This is a genomic window from Vibrio crassostreae (assembly GCF_041439375.1).
GTDB classification, from domain to species: domain Bacteria; phylum Pseudomonadota; class Gammaproteobacteria; order Enterobacterales; family Vibrionaceae; genus Vibrio; species Vibrio crassostreae_D.
This window is the reverse complement of record NZ_JBGONY010000001.1, coordinates 86,754-106,231: the sequence shown is the minus strand read 5'-3', so window position 1 is coordinate 106,231 and position 19,478 is coordinate 86,754. Positions and strand designations below refer to the sequence as shown.

The window sequence follows — 19,478 nt, the reverse complement described above, 5'->3', positions numbered from 1 at the left end:
GATAACATCGAAAGCCCAACTTTATAATGAGGTTGGGCTTTTTGTTTGTAGGTCTTTCACCATGCTCTTTGCTGAATTTATGTTGTTTCGAAACCTGCTACTTTTAATAACAAGCGGTTTAATGATGGTGTTACAGCAAGCACTCTTTTCCTTGCTTCACTTTCTCATGTATAATTCGCGCCCTTAGATTTAGATATGATCTATTCTTGCTTCAAGTGCTGTGTAAATTCTCTAATTTACTTGGCGATGAGCGTTCTCAAAATTTTGAACATTAATGTTGTGAAAGTACTATGAAATTTATTGTTAAGCCCCATCCGGAAATTTTTGTAAAAAGTGAATCGGTGCGTAAGCGCTTCACAAGGATTCTAGAGTGCAACATTCGTAACGTTATTCAACGTCGCTGTGAAAGTGTTGCGGTATTCAACCGTCGCGATCATATCGAAGTGACGTCTGAGAGTGACCAGTACTACGCAGAAGTGTTAGAGGCTCTGACTCACACTCCAGGTATTCACCACTCTCTTGAAGTTCAACAGTCTGAGTTTAAAGACTTGCACGATATTTACGAGCAAGTACTAGAACGCAGCCGTGCTGACATTGAAGGCAAGACTTTCTCTGTTCGAGCTAAGCGTCGTGGTAAGCATGACTTTACCTCTATTGAACTTGAACGCTACGTAGGCGGCGGCCTAAACCAAGCAGTTGAGTCAGCTAAAGTTCGACTTAAGAACCCTGAGGTAACCGTTAAAGTTGAAGTGGCTAACGATAAGTTAAACCAAGTTCTAGCTCGTCACAAAGGCCTAGGTGGTTTCCCTCTTGGTACCCAAGAAGATCTACTAAGCTTGATCTCTGGCGGCTTTGATTCTGGTGTTTCAAGCTACCTGCACATCAAACGTGGCTCTAAGGTTCACTACTGTTTCTTTAACCTTGGTGGCCCAGCGCACGAGATTGGCGTTAAGCAAGTGGCTCACTACCTATGGAATAAATACGGCTCATCTGCAAAGGTGAAGTTCATTTCTGTAGACTTTGAACCAGTGGTTGCTGAAATTCTTGAGAACGTAGAAGACGGCCAAATGGGCGTTGTTCTTAAGCGTATGTTCATGCGTGCTGGTGGTATGGTTGCAGAGCGCTTCGGTATTGAAGCTCTAGTAACGGGTGAAGCACTTGGTCAGGTTTCTAGCCAAACGCTAACTAACCTTCGCCACATCGACAACGTGACAGATACTTTGATTCTTCGTCCGCTTATCAACTGGGATAAAGAAGACATCATTGACCTTTCTCGTATCATCGGTACTGAAGACTTCGCTAAAGTAATGCCTGAGTACTGTGGTGTTATCTCTAAGAAGCCAACAGTGAAAGCGAAGAAAGGCAAACTAGAAGCAGAAGAAGCTAAGTTTAACTTTGAAGTGCTGGATCAAGTGATCGAGAACGCTCGTGTTATGGATATCCGTGACATCGAGAAAGAGAGCCAAGAGCAAGCGCCTGAAGTTGAACAAGTTCAAGCTGTTGCTGAGCACGCTATCGTTCTTGATATCCGTAGCCCAGAAGAAGAAGACGAAAGCCCACTAGAGATCGAGGGTGTTGAAATTAAACACATCCCATTCTTCAAGCTTTCGACTCAGTTTGGCGACCTAGACCAAGCGAAAGAGTACTTGCTGTACTGTGACCGTGGTGTAATGAGCCGTCTACAGGCGCTTTACCTACAAGAGCAAGGCTTCCATAACGTTAAGGTTTACCGCCCATAGTGGTGTATTGACCAACCGTTAATTATTTTGCCAAGCCGCTTACTGAAAAGTAAGCGGCTTTTTTATTTTCTATTGTGAATGATTTACAGTAGTCAGACAGAGGCGTGAGTTTGGGCGTGCTATCGTCATGCTCAGCTTTAAAATTTTTGATTGATAGAAAGAGTAAGCTCTAAACGGGTTTATAAGTACCGAAGAAGTGTGAGTATCTTGAAGTATTCTGTTACTTTTTAGTGCAACTCAATGGTGCTATTTGTATGTGTTCAGTTGATTATTTGAGTGGGTGTCTGATTCTGTGATTAGCGATGAAAAATAATAAAGATTAATTAGTACAGCTATTGATAAACTTGTTGTTACATTTCTTTGCACATAAAAAAACACCGCCCATAAGGCGGTGTAAACAAATTTGACAGACAGGTCAAAATAAATACAGGAAGTACATGCCTCGTTTCAGTATAGAACTGCAACAAAACATTTGGTAGAACTCTACCCAACTCGAAAAGAACGAGTTTGCAAACACAACATCGCAGGAGCTAAGCCAATTGATTCTAGAGAGAATCAAGCCGTTCAGGCTAGCTGCTGCGGGATGAAATATAGAATTTCTCTGGCCGCTAGGCAATGGACAAATTATAATGTTTCAGATAAAAAAAACTAATGCTTATTTAGAGAGTAACTATGTCTCGTCGATTACCCCCATTAAACTCGCTAAGAGTGTTTGAAGCAGCTGCTCGACACTTGAGTTTTACGCGTGCCGCAGAAGAGTTGTTTGTTACTCAAGCGGCGGTTAGCCATCAGATCAAAGCGCTTGAAGAGTTCTTATCTTTGAAGCTGTTTCGCCGAAGAAACCGCTCTTTGCTGCTGACTGAAGAAGGCCAAAGCTACTTCTTGGATATCAAAGATATTTTCACATCACTGGCAGAAGCGACAGACAAAGTGCTGGAGCGAAGTGAGAAGGGCGCATTGACCATCAGTTTACCGCCTAGTTTTGCGATTCAATGGTTGGTGCCAAGGCTCGCTGACTTTAATCAGCAAGAACCTGATATTGATGTAAGAATCAAAGCCGTTGATATGGATGAAGGCTCGCTGACCGATGATGTAGACGTGGCTATTTACTATGGTCGAGGTAACTGGCCGGGGCTTAGAGCCGATAAGCTTTACCAAGAATACTTGATCCCTCTTTGCTCACCTTCCGTGCTGCTAGGAGCTAAACCATTAGAATCTCTCAGTGATCTGGCATGCCATACGCTATTGCATGATACCTCTCGAAAGGATTGGAAACAGTTTGCTAAGCAAAATGGCATCGACGGGGTTAACGTTAATCACGGACCTATCTTCAGTCACTCAACCATGGTGTTGCAGGCAGCAGCTCATGGCCAGGGTATTGCACTGGGTAATAACGTGTTGGCGCAACCTGAAATCGAAGCGGGTCGTTTGATTGCGCCTTTCGACGAAGTGTTGGTGAGTAAGAACGCCTTCTATGTGGTTTGTCATGAGAAGCAAGCCGATATGGGGCGTATCGCTACTTTCCGTGATTGGATGCTGGCGAAAGCGCAAAGCGAACAAGAGGACTTACTCGATGAATAACCTCATCATTGATGGTGAAGACAATCCTATCACCTTTATCTTTGCTCATGGTGCTGGCGCAGGCATGGATCATGAGTTTATGCAGTCGGTAGCCAAAGGATTAGCCTTTAAAGGGATACGAGTTATCCGCTTTAATTTCCCTTACATGATCAAGCGTGCTGAAGATGGTAAGCGTCGTCCACCTGACAGAGCACCTAAGCTACTTGAAGCCTACCAAGAGGTTATTGAGCAGGTTGATGCCGATAAGCTTGTGATTGGTGGTAAGTCGATGGGAGGGCGTATGGCGAGCCATTTGTCTGAAGTTGATAAGGTGGCCGCCATGGCGTGTTTAGGCTTTCCTTTTCATCCTCCTGGTAAACCAGATAAGTATAAAGGTGAACACTTAGCTGAGTTGCAAAAGCCGTGTCTGATTTTACAGGGTGAGCGCGACACTTTTGGTAAGCGTGAAGAGTTTGCTGACTTTGATCTGTCGGATTCTATTCATGTTGAATTTATTCCCGATGGCGACCACAGCTTTAAGCCTCGTAAGAGCTCCGGTTACACAGAGCAGCAGAATATTGCGTTAACCGTTGAGAAGTTGTCGGCGTTTATCAAAGAGGTGCTGAATGAGAAGTAAGTATTTACTCACGTTTTCCGGCATTTCTGGCGCGATAGCAGTGATGCTTGGTGCCTTCGCGGCTCACGGTTTGAAAGCTATTTTACCTGAGTATCTGCTAGGTGTGTTTGAGACTGGAGTTCAATACCAGTTTATCCATACTCTGGCGATATTGGCGATATTGGCGTGTGGCGCCCTGCTGCAGATGAAACTTGGCGCTAAATCACAAAAATATTTTTTCATCGCGTCAATTTGCTTTATCATCGGCATCCTTTGTTTTAGTGGTAGCCTTTATGGCTTGGCACTGACAGGAATAAAATGGTTTGGCCCTATCACTCCGTTTGGTGGTCTACTATTTATCATTGGTTGGGGAGTCTTCTCCTTCGCTGCTTTGAATATAAAAGAGGTAACTCAGTGAAACACGTACTACTTTATTGTCGCTCTGGTTTTGAAAAAGAATGTGCTGGCGAAATTCAAGACAAGGCAACACAACTGGAAGTGTTTGGTTTTCCTCGCCTAAAGAACAATACAGGCTTTGTATTGTTTGAATGTTACCAAGCAGGTGAAGCGGACAAGTTGATCAAAGAGATCGATTTCCAATCACTGATCTTTGCTCGTCAAATGCTGGCAGTGGCTGTTGAAATTAAAGACTTGCCAACTGATGACCGTATTTCTCCAATTCTTGAGGCGCTTTCTGATAAAGAAGGTTTCCCTCGTTGTGGTGATATCCGTATCGAAACGCCAGATACTAACGAAGCAAAAGAGCTTTTGAAGTTCTGCCGTAAGTTTACTGTGCCGATGCGTCAAGCGATGCGTGGCAAAGGCCTGATGACAGCGAAAGATAATGCTAAGAAGCCTGTGCTTCATTTATGCTTCATCGCTCCGGGTCACTGCTTTGTGGGTTACTCTTACCCATCGAACAACTCACAGTTCTTTATGGGTATCCCTCGTCTGAAATTCCCATCAGATGCACCAAGCCGTTCTACATTGAAGCTAGAAGAAGCATTCCACGTATTCATCCCTCGTGATGAGTGGGACGAGCGTCTGGCTCCAGGTATGTGGGGTGTTGACTTAGGTGCGTGTCCAGGTGGTTGGACTTACCAATTGGTTAAGCGTTCGATGTTCGTTCACTGTGTTGATAACGGCATGATGGCAGACAGCCTAATGGAAACGGGTCAAATTAAGCACCACATGGTAGATGGCTTTAAGTTTGAACCAGATCGTAAGAACGTAACTTGGATTATCTGTGACATGGTTGAGAAACCAGCTCGTGTTGCACACCTTATGGGTGAGTGGATCATCAAAGGTTGGGCGAAAGAAGCATTATTCAACCTTAAACTGCCAATGAAAGGCCGTTACGATGAAGTACTGCAAGATATCGAGAACCTAAAAGTGTTCCTTATTGAGAACAAAGTGAAGTTTAAGATGCAGGCTAAGCACCTTTATCATGATCGCGAAGAGATCACGGTTCACATTCAGGCGCTTTCAAACATCTCACCGCACTAATATTTACGTTAGCGTGTCAGTGAAAAAAATGCTCCTTTAAGGAGCATTTTTTATATCAATATCGTCGAGTCACAGCGAGTTAAACTTTCGCTTCGTAACGAATGTCTTGCAGGTTGAATCCAAGGTCAATATCGGTTTTGAGTGCAGAGACTTGCTTACACACACGTGCTGATTCAATGTGTTCATCAAACTTCTTACGATATTTCTTCGGTAAGTCTTCCGCCTGAAAGGCCGCTTCGATATCCGGGTAAGTGGTTAAGATTTCTTTTGCAGCTTTTGGTCCTATACCTGGAATCCCCGGTACTTGGCTAGAGCTCACACCGGTTAAGCCCCAGTAATCTGCAAGCTGCTCAGGTTTAACGCCAAACTCAGCTTCGATAAAGGGTTTGTCTAGCCAGCGGTGTTGGAAGTAATCTCGGATCTGCAGAGTGGGTGATAGCAGTTGGCAATACCCTTTGTCTGTCGAGATGATGGTGACGGTTTCTCCGTGGTCTGCCACTTTCTTGGCCAGTGTTGCGACTAGATCATCTGCTTCATCGCCATCAGACAGCAGTGAATCAATGCCTAACTCCCACCAAGCCTGTTGGATAGCATCAAGGCCTTTCATCAATGGTTCTGGCATTGGCTTACGGTTCTGTTTATAAGCTGGTAGTACTTCAGCGCGCCATCCTCGGTCTTGTAAGTGATGATCAAAAACCGCGATGATGTGGGTTGGCTTTGATTCAGTCAGAATCTTATTGAGAGTGCGAGTAGTGGTGGTGATAGTTCTTGCTATATCGGTTGGGTCCGGCTGAACAGAGTGCACGCGTCGGATGAGGTTTAAGGCATCGATAATAACAAGATGGATAGACATAAGTTTCCACTAAATAGGCAATAAAAAAGGGGCTGTTAGCCCCTTATAGTAACGTATCACTTGGTGAGTTGAAACGTTAGCGACGTAAACGTCATAACCTGATTAACTTTATGTCTGCCAATTGGTTATCACTCACTTAGTTACTCGTTAATGAGTGTGCTTAATCGTTTGGTGCGATTTTATAGCAAGGCACGTAGTCCGTACCGCCCGGTAGCTTCATTCGATGTTGCTCAACAAAATCGTTTAGCAGTTGGTCCATTTTGGTCATTAGCTCTTTGTCGCCATCAATTAGGAATGGGCCGTGCTTCTCGATCTCCAGAATCCCTTCAGCTTTGACGTTACCCGCCACAATGCCAGAGAACGCTTTACGTAAATTAGCGGCTAGGCTCTCTGTTTTTTGGTCCATATGAAGATCAAGCGCCGCCATAGATTCGTGTGTTGGGTCGAATGGCAGTTGGAACTCAGGCTCAATATGCAGTGACCAGTTGTAGCTGTAGGCATCGCCAGTCTCTTTACGGTGAGAGCGCACATCTGGCATCGCTTGTTTCATGATTTTCGCAGCGCGTGCTGGGTCATCAATCACGATTTCATAATGTTTCTGTGCATCAGGCCCTAGAGTTTCACCAATGAACTTATCGATCGAGCGGAAATACGCTTCACTCTCTTTCGAGCCAGTTAGGACAATCGGCATTGGCTGCTCGGCGTTATTCGGGTGCATCATGATCCCTAAGATGTACAGCAGCTCTTCGGCCGTGCCTGGGCCGCCTGGGAAAATGATGATGCCATGCGCCATACGAACGAATGCCTCAAGACGCTTCTCGATATCTGGCATGATCACCAGTTCGTTTACTATCGGGTTTGGTGGCTCAGCGGCAATGATTGAAGGCTCTGTCAGCCCTAAGTAACGATGATCAGTATAACGTTGCTTAGCGTGACCAATAGCCGCGCCTTTCATTGGCCCTTCCATCGCACCCGGTCCACAACCGGTACAGATGTTCAGCTCACGTAGGCCCAGTTCATTACCCACCTCGCGAGTGTACTGGTATTCAGTGGCATTAATTGAGTGACCACCCCAACACACGATCAGGTTAGGCTCGATGCCCGGCGTAAGTGCGCCTGCATTCCTCAGAATACCAAATACGAGGTTGGTAATGTGAGTGGCATTAGTCAGGTTGAGCCTTTGGTTATCTGCGAGGTGCATGTTGACGTAAACAATGTCACGCAGCACTGAAAATAGGTGTTCTTGGATACCCTTGATGATCTCACCATCGACAAAGGCATGCTCTGGTGGGTTGCTCAGCTCGAGTTTGATACCACGCTCACGTCGCACTACCTCAACATCAAACGATTGATACTTGTCGAGTAGCTCTTTGGAGTTGTCGGTGTGGCTACCTGAGTTGAGTACCGCTAACGTACAGTTACGATACAGTTGGTATAGATCACTAGACGCGGTTTTCTTAAGACGCTCAACCTCAAGTTGAGAGAGTAAATCCATGCTACCGGCAGGGCTGATATGAGTGATCATAGTGCCTCCTTGTTGAAAAGAGCAGAGGACGTTGAAGTGACCCTCTGGCTCGAGAGTGAGAAGCAAACGTTGAAAGTGTTTGGTTAAAGGTGGGGGAGAGTTAACCAGACGAAACGGATACGACAGCGTTGCTTGCCAAGAATGCTTGTTAAGCGAATGTTAATCATTAGCTTAGCAAACATTGAGGGAAATGGTATGTGATAAGTATTTGAAAAAATGAAATAAATTAAATCTAGGGCTGGCCTAGTGCCAAACAAGTTGGTTATTACCGCGTTGTTTTGCTTTATTTAGTGTTGTATTGAGTCGCTCTAACACTTCTTCAGGTGTATCTGACTCTTTAAACTGAGTACTTGCCGCGCATAAAGTAATCGTGATTTGTTGGTCACGGAACTTAAAGGGTAAGCGGCTTACTTGAGTTTGAATGTTTTGAATCACTTGGTGACAATATTCATCGGTTTGCTCTGGCAATAGTAAGACAAATTCTTCACCTGAAAAACGCGCCACAGTATCGGTCGTGCCTGCTTCTTTGGTGATGGTTCTTGCGATGATCTTAAGCGCTTTATCGCCGGCGGTATAACCAAAGCTATCGTTAATGGCTTTGAAGTTGTCGATGTCCAGAAGTACTACGCGCAGTGAGTGTTGTGCGCGGATCCAGCGGCGATACTCAAGCTCTAAGCGATCAGTGAAAGCGGTACGATTGTAAACCTTCGTAAGAGGGTCAAGCAGCATACGCTGAGCCTGATCTTCCAAACGCTTACGGTAATCTTGGGTGACTTCATAGAGTGAATCTAACTGAGTTTTTCCGTAACTCATTCTCTCTATTAGAGCTTGTTCTTTTTGCTCTGCGTGGTTCAGTCTTTCCGAAAGAGAAGCGATTTCACTGAGTAGCGGGTTAATTGACCGTTTTAAACTATCAATATCCTTGGCTTTCTCTACTGAATTCTGGCTCTTAGCGACAAGTTCATTTAACTCAGAGTTAAGCCCTTGGCGGTGCTCAAAGTAGCTTTGGCTCTGGTCGGCATTTTGGTCTGCCGTTTTGATGCTGGAAGCTAGAGAGGAATTAAGTTGATCGATAAACTGTTCAGACTTCTTGCGCTCTAGGTTGGTGCCTTCAATAACCAGTTTGAGGATCTGAAGTGTCAGCTCAAGTAGGTTTTGTGTGGAAACCCCAAGTAGTAGCTTAGCTCTAATATCAGTAAGCAAATCCCCCGATTCACCCTCAAAATCGAGTTCAGTAATCAGGTGTTGTAATTCGTTTGACAGGTCGGAAAGAAGTTCCTGTTCCGGAGAATGCGTAGCATCGGCAAAATGAGTGCGTGAGTTGTTCGCCATAATCTTAATGGCACGCTCATAAATACCGAGTAGTTTCATGGCATGGTCAACTTTCTGACTGCCATTGCATTCGGAGAAGCTAAGTAAGTTTCGTAGGTCGCGTTTTAGCTGTGCTGGAAGGCCAGTTATGCGTTGCAGCGTTTCCCCACTGTGCTTAATGCTATCGTCCAGATATCCGTTCTGTTTATCCATAGCCAACGTTTTCTGCTTAAGCATCCTTTCTAATACTGCCAGCTTTGGGATCATCGAGCTAATGTCTTTTTGCTTTTCTAGCTCTTCCCTAAGGGCAATGAGGTTTTCATCTAAATGGCTGTTACTGCCAACACATGCATCACTCAAAGATGTGACGATACGCTTTAGAACTTTTTGTTCTCTAAGAAATTTGAACGAGGTGTCTCTTTGCGCCAAACGAACTTGCTCCAACTGAAATTTCAGCTGGTGGAGTTGCGCCTGAATGTCTTTTTCAAGAATGCCCATAGATGTATTAATTAGCGCCGCGTAGACCGATCTCGATCATTTTGATGAAATTCCGTTAAATCAATAATAACAAAACTAAAAATAAGGTCACGACTTGCCGCTCTTAACCGCTCGCAAATCAGTCATCTTTTAGCATTTTTTTGATGTTGTCCTCATTCTGGTACGATGATTGTATTTTTATTAGCCCTTGATTAATCGCATGTTTACAGGCTTCTCTTATGTTACCCGTTGCAAGGCTCGCTGCGGGTGCATTATCGATAGCTTTTAGATATACCCATTGGCTACTGCGCTCTTTGAGACTGATCTCACGGGCTAGGTTAGTCGACATTAATAACACATCGAGCAGCTCTTGATCGTTGATCGCGGTGTAAGCTCGTGGCAAGAATGGGTAGTCAGCGATGCCCATACGAATTGTTCGGTTGATATTACGTTTCGGTTCAAAGTCGGTAATCCACGATTGAATCTTTTTAAACATCGCCTCGGGTGATGAATCTCGGTCTGAGTTAGGTTCGATGTAAAGCAGGTTTGCGTCCGAGAAGTGATAGACACGAGCAGGGCCTTCAAGCTTCTCTTTCAAGAACTCTCCAAAAGCAACTTCTAACTCCAGACCCGCTTTATAGCCATTCTGCGTATACATGTTACGTAGGAAAGGTAAGTCAATCATCACGAAGCGCAGACGGTCATTCAATGGTTCATGAATGAGCTCGCCAAGTTGCCACTGTTCGAAGGTTTGGCTGGTTTGTTCTAGTGAGTTGGACAGCTTGGCATTCAGCATTCTGAGATTGGGCAGCTTAGAGCGTGAGTGTGTAAACAGGTCTGTTCGCAGTGAGTCGACTTCTTTAGCCAAGGTTTGAATGAGGTAGCCACGGCGTAGCACAAAGAAGAATAAGATAATGCTGAACAAAAATAGGGCGAACGATATCTTTTGGAACTTACGATGTTCCAGCTTGTACTTTTCTAGTTCTTGGGCTTGTCCTGCATAGTGAAGAGTTTGCTCAGCGAACTCTTTCTGTTGGCGGAAAGCATCTTCACCAACGCGGTTCAGCTTTTGTTGTTCTAAAGAAACCAAACTGTTGTATTGCTTAAGGTTCTCTAAAGCCTGTTGCGGTTTTCCTGCTTGCTCATAGCCTAAAGAGAGTAAGTAGTACGAACGCTGCGAAAGGCGCATGTTCTCAACCTGACGCGAGATCTCCAGTGCGCGAGTGGCATGTTTGATCACATCCTCACTCTGCTGAAGGTGATAAGCGAGCCCGGCAGAGAGCAATGCAGCACGACCTTCTAGCTTGGGAATATCCGTATATTCAAGCAGTTCAAGGGCGCGTGTTAGGTATTGTTCTGCCAATGGGTAGTTGTAAAGACGCAGATAGGTTGCCGATAAACTTAGGCGAATATCAATGACTTGATGGATATCTCGGTCAGTACTCTCGTGATCAAGAACGTTGAAGAAGTGCACAAGGGCAAGGTTGTATTTTCCTTGATAGAAATACACGTCACCCATTTTCTTGAGCACTTGCGCTAAGACAGGAGAGTTTTCAAAGTTATCATAAAAATCAGCAGCTTGAGAAAGGTGCTCTAGTGCTTTATCTAACACCTGGCGCTCAAAGAAAAGCTGTGCCAAGAGGCGGTTTACTTTAGCCAAACGAGAGCTCAAGTTGCCTTCTACCGACTTCCAATAGCCATACAACAACTCAGATAGCGCGTGATTGTACTCTTTATGGTTCAGGTAAAACTCACCGACCGAGATGTGGTAATCGATGGTCACTTTTTCAGAGTAACGTTGGTCGAGATAGGTCTTCGCTTCTTGGTAGAACTTCTCGGCTTCATCGATCTTGTTATCGTAAGAGGCGATATCGGCTTTCAGCATGATCAAGCGGTAGGTGATGCCTTCCGTCAGACGTAAGGTTTTATTCACCGATTCTAGGTTTGTTTCAATATTGGCGAGATCTGCCTTTGCTTTGGCGGACTTTCTGTCACTTAGCCAAAGTAAGCGTACTTTTAGGATCTCTAGATCCAGTTTGAGGTACTCAAGCTTATAGGTTTTCGCGAGCTCAGAGGCCTTGTCGATGTGCTGAATTGCAATGCGAATGTTGCCAAGGTTGTACTCGGCTTTCGCTAAGATCTTGTAGGCATCGATGCTGCTGTTTGGCGTACGAATCGAAGAGTCTGTCTCTTCGCGAGAAATCGCTGAAGGGCTTTTCTCGCGTTGATCAGAAAGGACACGAAGCGTTAGGTAACTGTTGGCCATTTGTTTTGCTTGGCTCGGCTCGATCTCAACCAAGTTATTGGCTTCGTTGAGCAGCGCCGATGAATAGACCGACGCATTAACCGATGTGCTTAAGCTTAAAATAAATAGGCTAACGACGTATAACCAACGCATTTCAATGTCCCTTTAAAGATGAGGTAGGTTCCAATAAGTGTGTGTCTTGAGCCTATTATTGGCGAGCCATACGCTTGTTGTGGCTTGGTCGATCTTGCTCTGTTGAACGGTATGGATTGATATCCAGACCACCACGACGCGTGTAACGTGCGAATACGGTTAGCTTTGATGGGCCACAGTATTTCATGATGTCAGTGAAGATACGTTCAACACATTGTTCGTGGAATTCGTTGTGTTCACGGAAAGAAACTAAATAGCGTAGCAGAGCTTCACGGTCAATTTGCTTACCTGAATATGCGATCTCAACGCTGCCCCAGTCCGGTTGGTTGGTGATCAAACAGTTCGACTTCAGTAGGTGGCTGTGCAGTGTTTCTTCTACTTCTTGTTCGCCAGCAGCGCCTTCAAGCAGTGATGCTTCAAAGTCGTAGCTAGTGATTTGGATGTCTTGGTTGTCGATACACTCGCCTTCCATCGTTACGATAGGTTGGTTGGTGTAGTCGGTTACTGAGTTTACATTCACAACCACAGGTTCGCCTGCACATGCTGACAAATCTTGGGTCAGTCGCTCAGTGACTTGTTCCCAGTTTTCGAATTGAGTCTGATTGTAGCTGTTTAGGTACAGCTTGAAAGATTTTGATTCAATTAAGTTTGGGCTCGTTGCTGGGATGAAAACTTCTCCCACGGCGACTTGTGGTAGGCCATTAGTGTTTAGCCACGAAAGTTCGTACATTGTCCAAATATCATTACCAACAAAAGGCAGTTCACCGTTTAGCGCAAGATCATCACGATTCAGGCTACGAGGTACTGGTTGCAATAAACTTGCATCGTATTGGTTAGAGTACTCAGTTTTTTGGCCTAGGGTTAAACCCGCTAGCTCTTTTGCGTCAGAATATTTGCTCATACTTTCGTTTCAAATTCGATTAGAATGGGGTCGATTTTACTGAATCCCCATTACCCTGTCATTAAGTCATCGCCTAATCGACACGGAAAGGGCTCGGATTCTATTTATTATTTTGTGTTTAGGAGATTTTCATGACTCAACGTGCTCAAGACGCACTACTTTCTTTTAGTCAGCGATACGTTGACGCGTGGCAACAGCAACACCAAAGCTTACCTCGCAATGAGGAGTTGGTGGACGTGGTATCGCCATGTGTAGAAGAAAAGAGCGGCGATGCCGTGTTATGGAAGCACTATCCACGTGAGCAATTCGCGGATTTCACCAACGTTGAAACTGGCATTGAATTAACGCTGCACGAAGACATCAAAACCTTCTACGGTGCGCAATACAGCGCAGACATGAACGCGACCTTCGACGGCAATGAACTGACTCTATTACAGATTTGGAGTGATGAAGACTTCGAATGTCTACAAGAAAACATCTTAGGTCACCTAGTGACTCAACGTCGCTTAAAGCTAAAGCCTACGGTTTTCATCGCAGCGACTGACGCGGAACTGGATGTTATCTCTATCTGTAACCTAACGGGCAACGTGATTCTGGAGCGCTTAGGCACCAAAAATCGTGATGTACTAGCCGAGACATTGGCAGAATTTTTAGAAAAGCTACAACCAGCGGTATAAATAGATGTACGTACTAGAACTTCAATTTGAGTGTTTTGATAACACAACGGTAAGCGCTGTCGACAAGGCTGTTAATGGCTTAATGGATGCACTTCGTTATAACGGACAAGTGTTGGGTCGTGAGTTTCCTATCGTGATGGGCGACGGTGAGTTTTATGTTCGCGTTGTCTGTCCAGAACAAGACAGCTTGCACCCGCGTAACCACTCAGATTTCGTAAAAGTGTGTTTTGATCGCTTGTCTAACGCGAGCCTACTTGCGCCAAAAATGCGTTTGCTTGGTCGAGATCTTAACTCTGAAGAAGTGGCGGAAGACGAAGCGCCTAGCTGGCAGGTACTGTACACGACGTTCGTTCATACCTGTTCACCGCTACGTAGTGGCGATAGCTTGTTGCCGATCCCTCTGTACCGCAACCCGCCAACCTTCAATGGTGACCATAAAGCCGTGTTGAAATGGCAGACTGAATGGCAAGCCTGTGATGAAGTCCAGATGGGTGGTGGCTGTCGTGCTGAACACGCAACTCTGACTGAGATCAGTGATACCAAAAGCGTGTTGTTCAAACGCGGTTGGGGCTTAAGAGGACGTATTGAATATCTCACCAAGATCCCGACTTATTACTACTTGTACCGCGTGGGTGGCATCAGCTTAAAAGCTGAAAAAGAGCGTAAATGTCCTCAATGTGGCGGCGAATGGCTGCTAGATGCGCCGATCCACGATATTTTCTATTTCAAGTGTGATGACTGCCGTCTGGTATCAAACATCTCTTGGGATCATCTTAAGTAACTCCTAATCCCTAACTCCTAAAGCTAAATTAGCGATTCAAGGTATCGAAGTGTTGATCAATACTTCGATACTTATGCCTTTGTTTTCTCCCTGTTAGCTTCTCATCTGTTTCTCTTTCTTTAGCCTCCATATTGAGTATTAATCAGTATTGGGTTTTGCCAATATTGTCGAACCTATTTAGCTCTTAAATGCACACATTTTGTGCTGTATGTCTCTCTCTGTAGCTCTCATGTATTCACCAAAATAATTCCACACCCATCAACTTTTGATCATTTCAATAGTTAACTGGATCACAGTAATCAATCAGTTCCCTTTCAATTTATATTCCTCCCAATATAAATGGGATCGATCCCATGGGAATGTTCCCATTTATAGAAATAACGTAATTCTAGATCTTAAAGGAATGGACGATGAAACTGTTACCTATTGCTGCTGCACTCTCTACTGCTTTACTTGCACCTAATTTATACGCTGATGAAACCACGCCGTTGGAGTTTAATGGCTACATGCGCGGCGGCGTTGGCCTGAGTAATGAAGGCGGTTCAAATAGTAAATGGGAGGTGAGTAAAGTTGGACGACTCGGCAACGAAAATGACCTGTATGGCGAGTTTGGTTTTAGAAAAGAAGTGTATGCTGAGGACGACGTTTCATTTTTAGTTGATTCCATGTTGTCGTACTGGCAAGGCCAAGATGAGAACGCGGCGGATAAAAGCGTGGATGTAGTTCAGCTCAATGTTCAAGCTGTAGGGCTTTTTGAAGATAAGGACATTGGCATTTGGGCGGGTGAGCGCTACTACCAACGTCATGATGTACACATCGTTGATAACTACTACTGGGATGTGAGCGGTATTGGTGCAGGTGTTGAACACATCAATATGGGCCCAGGTAAATTATCGGTGGCTTTGATTCAAGATACAGTGACAGGCGATGTGTTTGATGGCAAAGAAACCACAGCCATGATTGCTGATATACGTTATGCGGGTATTCCATTGTGGAACAATGCGGATCTTGAGGTTGGTATTGATATGAACTTTGTCAATGAAAAGCAAGGTCAAACGGTCGATGCGGATGACAGCGTAATGCTAACGGCAAGCTTGAATCAAAATCTTTCAGGTGGCTTCAACAAAACTATTCTACAGGTTGCTAACTCTGGTTATGCCGAGCAGATGACGACTTTTGGGACAGGTAAAGGCATCGTTCGTGATGCCAACAACAATGACGCCGAGGGCTTCCGATTGATTAACTGGGGCGTGCTTGCGATCGGTGAGAACATCGAGTTTGGCCACACTGTCCGTTATGCTGCTTCAACCGGTGTGGGTGCTAATAACAGTGATGATGACTCTTTCAGTGCAGTTATTCGTCCGCTTTATAAGTGGGACAAGCGCATGCGTACCATTCTTGAAATTGGTGGTTTTGTAGAAACGATTGATAACCAAGATGGGGCAGGTGGTAAATTCACCATCGCTCAGGCTTGGGTTCCACAAGTGGGTTTCTGGTCTCGTCCTGAATTCCGTATCTTCGCCACTTACCTGAATGATGCTGAAAACGACAATGCCTTCGGTGAAGGTAAAAACAGTGAAATGAGCGTTGGCATGCAAGTGGAAGCTTGGTGGTAAGTCGAACTTTCTGGTAAATCCTAACCAACAAAAAGGGGCTGACGTTATGTCAGCCCCTTCGGGTATCTATACAGTGCTGTCGTTTAGTTGATTACCAACCTTTAACGACGCCACCTTGGAAGATGTCAGAAGCTGCGTTGTACACTTCTTCAGTTTGGTAAGCTTTAACGAAGTTTTGTACGTTTTCAGCGTTTAGGTTGTCTTCACGAGAAACGATTAGGTTTACGTAAGGAGAATCTTTGTCTTCAACGAATACGCCATCTTTTTGTGGAGTCAGGTTGATAGAGCTCGCGTAAGTTGTGTTGATGATAGAAAGCGCTACATCATCAAGAGAACGTGGCAGTTGTGCTGCGTCTAGTTCAACAATCGTTAGGTTTTTAGGGTTCTTAACGATGTCACGAACTGTTGCTAGAAGACCAGCACCTTCACGAAGCTCAAGAAGACCTTGTTGCTCAAGAAGCAGTAGAGAACGACCTAGGTTTGTTGGATCGTTTGGTACCGCAATACGAGCACCGTCTTGGATTTCGTCGACAGATTTCACTTCTTTAGAGTAACCAGCGATAGGGTAAACAAACGTGTTACCAGCGATAGTCAGTTTGTAACCACGGTCAGCCACTTGCTGATCTAGGTACGGTGCGTGTTGGAATGCATTGATGTCGATAGAGCCATCATCCAGTGCCGCGTTTGGCGTTACGTAATCCGTAAAAGTAACCAGTTCAACGTCTAGGCCGTACTGCTCTTTTGCTACTTTCGCTGCAACTTCAGCAACCTGCGCTTCAGCACCTGCCATTACGCCAACTTTTACTTTAGAAGTATCCACTTCTTTATCACCACAACCTGCTAGTACTAGCGCTGATGCCGCTGCTGCGATAGTAAGTAAACCTTTAAGGCTAAATTTCATAATAATCTCCTTTTAATAAATCTATTTAATTTGGTTCAGACGACTCTTGTCTTAGAGAGTTTGCGTTTTAGCGCTGAGTCTTTATCTGTGGTCAACGCGGCGAACTAAGGAATCACCGATTGATTGAATAATTTGTACAAGCACAATCAACATCACTACCGTTACAGCCATGATGGTCACATCGTAACGGTGGAATCCGTAACGAATCGCGACATCACCTAGACCACCGCCACCAACCGTGCCCGCCATTGCTGAGTAGCTCACAAGTGTCACTAGCGTAATCGTTACTGAGTTGATAATAGTCGGTAGTGCTTCAGGAAGCAGAACCTTATTGATGATTTGTGTTGGTGTTGCGCCCATTGATTGAGCCGCTTCTACTAGACCTGTTGGTACTTCAAGTAGTGCACTTTCGATAAGTCGAGCCACAAATGGGATAGCACCAATCGTCAATGGAACAATCGCTGCTGTTGTGCCTATGAAGGTACCAATCAGCATCTTAGTCAATGGGATAATCGCAACCATCAATACTAAGAAAGGCACTGAACGACCCACGTTCACAATCGCACCTAGAATCTTGTTTACTTTGGTGTTCTCTAACAGGCCACCTTTTTTAGTCGTGTGTAGAATCACGCCTAATGGAATACCGACAGCAAAGCCAACAATGCCCGCAACTGCAACCATGTAAAGCGTCTCGCCGGTTGCACCTAATAGAAGGTTACCGTTAAGGCTGATCCAGTCAGCAATCTCGTTGAAACTAAAGGACATAACCAAGCACCTCTACTTTTACATTGTTGTCGCGTAGGAATTGGATAGCAGCATTATCATCTGCTTCATTACCGAACAGTTCAGCAACCATCATGCCGAACTTCACGCCGCCGGCGTAATCAAGGTCAGAGCTTAGGATGCTGACATCGATATTGAATTTGCGTGCAATCTGAGTCATCAGCGGAGCATCAACCGTTGCGCCCGTAAACTCAAGACGTACCAACGGGTAACTGCTGTTTACGCGAGTCTCTTGCAGGCGTGCTTGGTAATCTTCAGGGATCGTCAGATCCAACGTTGAACGAATGAATTGATGCGCTAGTTCAGTTTTAGGGTGAGCAAAGATGTCACCAACTGTGCCTTTCTCTACCAATTCACCACCGCCAATGATCGCCACTTCGTGACAAATGCTTTTCACTACATCCATCTCGTGCGTAATAAGCAGGATAGTGATGTTCAGCTTGCGGTTGATTTCACGCAGTAGCTCAAGAATCGATTGAGTGGTCGCAGGGTCCAATGCGCTGGTCGCTTCGTCACACAGCAGTACTTTCGGATCAGAGGCCAGTGCACGAGCAATCGCAACACGCTGCTTTTGACCGCCACTTAGGTTTGCCGGGTAGGTGTCTCGCTTATCCGCTAAGCCAACGAGTTCAAGTAACTCACTCACTTTTGCTTCAATAATCGCTTTATCTTTACCAGCAAGTTCTAAAGGCAGTGCTACATTGTTAAATACAGTACGAGAAGACAGCAGGTTGAAGTGCTGGAATATCATGCCGATGTTACGGCGCGCTTCGCTAAGTTCTGATTTGCTGAGTTTTGTTAGGTCGATACCGTCAACAATCACTTCACCAGAGGTCGGTGCTTCCAACATATTTACACAGCGGATTAGGGTACTTTTGCCTGCACCTGAAGAGCCGATGACTCCAAAAATTTGACCTTGAGGAATGTGGAGGTTGATATCAATTAAGGCATTGATTTCTTTAGTACCTTGATAAAAAACCTTGTTGACTTGATTCACTTTAATCATAGAGAAACCCGTGCAGGTAGAACAGAATAATATGTCGATAGCTCGCTCGATTTACAGACGATGCTATGGTGTTCTATGATCTAAGTCAATAGATATTTTTACGTCTAGACGGCTAAACGTCGGTTGTATGGCTAAGCTAGAAACAATTCGTTAACGAACGCAAAACTAAATAGATAGTGATGAAGCAAATAAAGCGTGTAATAATTAATGATTAATAGAGAGTTGATAGAGAACAAAATTTTGTCTAAACCTGCTGTTTTTTTAGATCGTGATGGTGTGATTAACGTTGACCACGGCTACGTACATGATGAGCATGACTTTGAATACATTGACGGTGTGTTTGAAGCGGCGAAAGCGTTTAAAGATATGGGCTATTTATTGGTGCTAGTGACTAACCAGTCAGGCATTGCTCGCGGCATGTTTAGTGAAGACCGTTTTCTTTCTTTAACGCAGTGGATGGATTGGAACTTTGTTGATAACGGCGTTGAGCTTGATGGCATCTATTACTGCCCGCACCACGCTGAACACGGTATTGGTGACTACAAGCAAGATTGTGAATGTCGTAAACCAAAGCCAGGTATGTTCATTTCTGCTCGTGACTTTCTGAAGATTGATATGGCTAACTCGGTCATGATCGGCGATAAAGCTGAAGACATGATGGCTGCAGAAGCAGCAGGCGTTGGTACTAAAGTCTTAGTAAGAACAGGCAAACCAATCACTGAAAAAGGTGAAGCCTTGGCGAGCGTTGTGCTTGATAGCATTAAAGACGTGCCAGCTTTCTTAAAAGGTTAAGACACTAAGTCTCTTTCACTTAGATATAAGTGTTGT

At 44.8% G+C, this 19,478-nt stretch carries 17 protein-coding genes; 9 read left to right on the top strand and 8 right to left on the bottom strand.

What is annotated here, in order from left to right; translation table 11 throughout:
• Positions 1–290: 290 nt before the first annotated feature.
• From thiI to rlmM, 5 genes are all read left to right on the top strand, one after another.
• Complete coding sequence (gene thiI / locus ACED45_RS00510) at positions 291–1,739, top strand: tRNA uracil 4-sulfurtransferase ThiI (protein WP_102393212.1); 1,449 nt, start codon at positions 291–293, stop codon at positions 1,737–1,739.
• Between the two features lie 672 nt (positions 1,740–2,411).
• The gene (locus ACED45_RS00505; RefSeq protein ID WP_060982558.1) at positions 2,412–3,320 is read left to right on the top strand and encodes a transcriptional regulator GcvA; all 909 of its coding nucleotides are present in this window, start codon (positions 2,412–2,414) and stop codon (positions 3,318–3,320) included.
• Entirely contained in the window at positions 3,313–3,936 is a 624-nt protein-coding gene (locus ACED45_RS00500) for an alpha/beta fold hydrolase (RefSeq protein WP_371713105.1), read from the top strand. The genes ACED45_RS00505 and ACED45_RS00500 overlap by 8 nt, the downstream gene beginning before the upstream one ends.
• Positions 3,926–4,333 carry a DUF423 domain-containing protein gene (locus ACED45_RS00495; protein WP_371713104.1) on the top strand — a complete coding sequence of 136 codons (408 nt, stop codon included), beginning with the start codon at positions 3,926–3,928 and terminating at the stop codon, positions 4,331–4,333. Before ACED45_RS00500 ends, ACED45_RS00495 begins: the two co-directional genes overlap by 11 nt.
• Positions 4,330–5,421, top strand: a complete 1,092-nt coding sequence (rlmM, locus tag ACED45_RS00490; protein WP_285954299.1) for a 23S rRNA (cytidine(2498)-2'-O)-methyltransferase RlmM — start codon at positions 4,330–4,332, stop codon at positions 5,419–5,421. Before ACED45_RS00495 ends, rlmM begins: the two co-directional genes overlap by 4 nt.
• 79 nt (positions 5,422–5,500) lie before the next feature.
• On the opposite strand, the gene xni is transcribed toward rlmM, so the two are convergent.
• The 5 genes from xni to queF all read right to left on the bottom strand — a co-directional run bounded on the left by xni (position 5,501) and on the right by queF (position 12,886).
• Positions 5,501–6,274 carry a flap endonuclease Xni gene (xni, locus tag ACED45_RS00485; protein WP_146492074.1) on the bottom strand — a complete coding sequence of 258 codons (774 nt, stop codon included), beginning with the start codon at positions 6,272–6,274 and terminating at the stop codon, positions 5,501–5,503.
• Between the two features lie 160 nt (positions 6,275–6,434).
• Positions 6,435–7,799 carry a nucleotide 5'-monophosphate nucleosidase PpnN gene (gene ppnN / locus ACED45_RS00480; RefSeq protein ID WP_146492075.1) on the bottom strand — a complete coding sequence of 455 codons (1,365 nt, stop codon included), beginning with the start codon at positions 7,797–7,799 and terminating at the stop codon, positions 6,435–6,437.
• Between the two features lie 243 nt (positions 7,800–8,042).
• Entirely contained in the window at positions 8,043–9,608 is a 1,566-nt protein-coding gene (locus ACED45_RS00475; RefSeq protein ID WP_146492076.1) for a sensor domain-containing diguanylate cyclase, read from the bottom strand.
• A 118-nt stretch (positions 9,609–9,726) separates the two neighbouring features.
• A complete protein-coding gene (locus tag ACED45_RS00470; protein WP_371713103.1) occupies positions 9,727–11,985 on the bottom strand; it encodes a tetratricopeptide repeat protein in 2,259 nt (752 codons plus the stop codon).
• Positions 11,986–12,040: 55 nt separating this feature from the next.
• Positions 12,041–12,886: an NADPH-dependent 7-cyano-7-deazaguanine reductase QueF gene (gene queF, locus ACED45_RS00465; RefSeq protein WP_371713102.1), complete on the bottom strand. Its 846-nt coding sequence runs from the start codon at positions 12,884–12,886 to the stop codon at positions 12,041–12,043.
• A 131-nt stretch (positions 12,887–13,017) separates the two neighbouring features.
• Between queF and syd the strand changes: the two genes are divergently transcribed.
• The 3 genes from syd to ACED45_RS00450 all read left to right on the top strand — a co-directional run bounded on the left by syd (position 13,018) and on the right by ACED45_RS00450 (position 15,960).
• A complete protein-coding gene (gene syd / locus ACED45_RS00460; RefSeq protein ID WP_017630799.1) occupies positions 13,018–13,563 on the top strand; it encodes a SecY-interacting protein in 546 nt (181 codons plus the stop codon).
• Between the two features lie 4 nt (positions 13,564–13,567).
• On the top strand, positions 13,568–14,344 hold the full coding sequence (locus ACED45_RS00455) for a Zn-ribbon-containing protein (RefSeq protein WP_017630798.1): 777 nt from the start codon (positions 13,568–13,570) through the stop codon (positions 14,342–14,344).
• Positions 14,345–14,754: 410 nt separating this feature from the next.
• On the top strand, positions 14,755–15,960 hold the full coding sequence (locus tag ACED45_RS00450) for a carbohydrate porin (RefSeq protein WP_371713101.1): 1,206 nt from the start codon (positions 14,755–14,757) through the stop codon (positions 15,958–15,960).
• Between the two features lie 91 nt (positions 15,961–16,051).
• Here the strand turns inward: ACED45_RS00450 and ACED45_RS00445 are convergent, their stop codons facing one another.
• The 3 genes from ACED45_RS00445 to metN form a co-directional block, all read right to left on the bottom strand.
• Positions 16,052–16,861, bottom strand: coding sequence for a MetQ/NlpA family lipoprotein (locus tag ACED45_RS00445; RefSeq protein WP_017630795.1), 810 nt, complete (start codon positions 16,859–16,861; stop codon positions 16,052–16,054).
• Between the two features lie 81 nt (positions 16,862–16,942).
• Complete coding sequence (locus tag ACED45_RS00440; protein WP_017060764.1) at positions 16,943–17,626, bottom strand: methionine ABC transporter permease; 684 nt, start codon at positions 17,624–17,626, stop codon at positions 16,943–16,945.
• Entirely contained in the window at positions 17,616–18,650 is a 1,035-nt protein-coding gene (metN, locus tag ACED45_RS00435) for a methionine ABC transporter ATP-binding protein MetN (protein WP_017060763.1), read from the bottom strand. The genes ACED45_RS00440 and metN overlap by 11 nt, the downstream gene beginning before the upstream one ends.
• A 207-nt stretch (positions 18,651–18,857) precedes the next feature.
• Between metN and gmhB the strand changes: the two genes are divergently transcribed.
• Positions 18,858–19,442 (top strand): D-glycero-beta-D-manno-heptose 1,7-bisphosphate 7-phosphatase, encoded by a 585-nt coding sequence (gmhB, locus tag ACED45_RS00430; protein WP_017060762.1) that lies wholly within the window; start codon positions 18,858–18,860, stop codon positions 19,440–19,442.
• The last annotated feature ends 36 nt before the right edge of the window (positions 19,443–19,478 follow it).

Bases quoted from the DNA above. Each gene is read 5' to 3' on its own strand.
- thiI (WP_102393212.1), top strand. From the start codon at position 291: ATGAAATTTATTGTTAAGCCCCATCCGGAAATTTTTGTAAAAAGTGAA.
- ACED45_RS00505 (WP_060982558.1), top strand. From the start codon at position 2,412: ATGTCTCGTCGATTACCCCCATTAAACTCGCTAAGAGTGTTTGAAGCA.
- ACED45_RS00500 (WP_371713105.1), top strand. From the start codon at position 3,313: ATGAATAACCTCATCATTGATGGTGAAGACAATCCTATCACCTTTATC.
- ACED45_RS00495 (WP_371713104.1), top strand. From the start codon at position 3,926: ATGAGAAGTAAGTATTTACTCACGTTTTCCGGCATTTCTGGCGCGATA.
- xni (WP_146492074.1), bottom strand. From the start codon at position 6,274: ATGTCTATCCATCTTGTTATTATCGATGCCTTAAACCTCATCCGACGC.
- ppnN (WP_146492075.1), bottom strand. From the start codon at position 7,799: ATGATCACTCATATCAGCCCTGCCGGTAGCATGGATTTACTCTCTCAA.
- ACED45_RS00475 (WP_146492076.1), bottom strand. From the start codon at position 9,608: ATGGGCATTCTTGAAAAAGACATTCAGGCGCAACTCCACCAGCTGAAA.
- ACED45_RS00470 (WP_371713103.1), bottom strand. From the start codon at position 11,985: ATGCGTTGGTTATACGTCGTTAGCCTATTTATTTTAAGCTTAAGCACA.
- queF (WP_371713102.1), bottom strand. From the start codon at position 12,886: ATGAGCAAATATTCTGACGCAAAAGAGCTAGCGGGTTTAACCCTAGGC.
- syd (WP_017630799.1), top strand. From the start codon at position 13,018: ATGACTCAACGTGCTCAAGACGCACTACTTTCTTTTAGTCAGCGATAC.
- ACED45_RS00455 (WP_017630798.1), top strand. From the start codon at position 13,568: ATGTACGTACTAGAACTTCAATTTGAGTGTTTTGATAACACAACGGTA.
- ACED45_RS00450 (WP_371713101.1), top strand. From the start codon at position 14,755: ATGAAACTGTTACCTATTGCTGCTGCACTCTCTACTGCTTTACTTGCA.
- ACED45_RS00445 (WP_017630795.1), bottom strand. From the start codon at position 16,861: ATGAAATTTAGCCTTAAAGGTTTACTTACTATCGCAGCAGCGGCATCA.
- ACED45_RS00440 (WP_017060764.1), bottom strand. From the start codon at position 17,626: ATGTCCTTTAGTTTCAACGAGATTGCTGACTGGATCAGCCTTAACGGT.
- metN (WP_017060763.1), bottom strand. From the start codon at position 18,650: ATGATTAAAGTGAATCAAGTCAACAAGGTTTTTTATCAAGGTACTAAA.
- gmhB (WP_017060762.1), top strand. From the start codon at position 18,858: ATGATTAATAGAGAGTTGATAGAGAACAAAATTTTGTCTAAACCTGCT.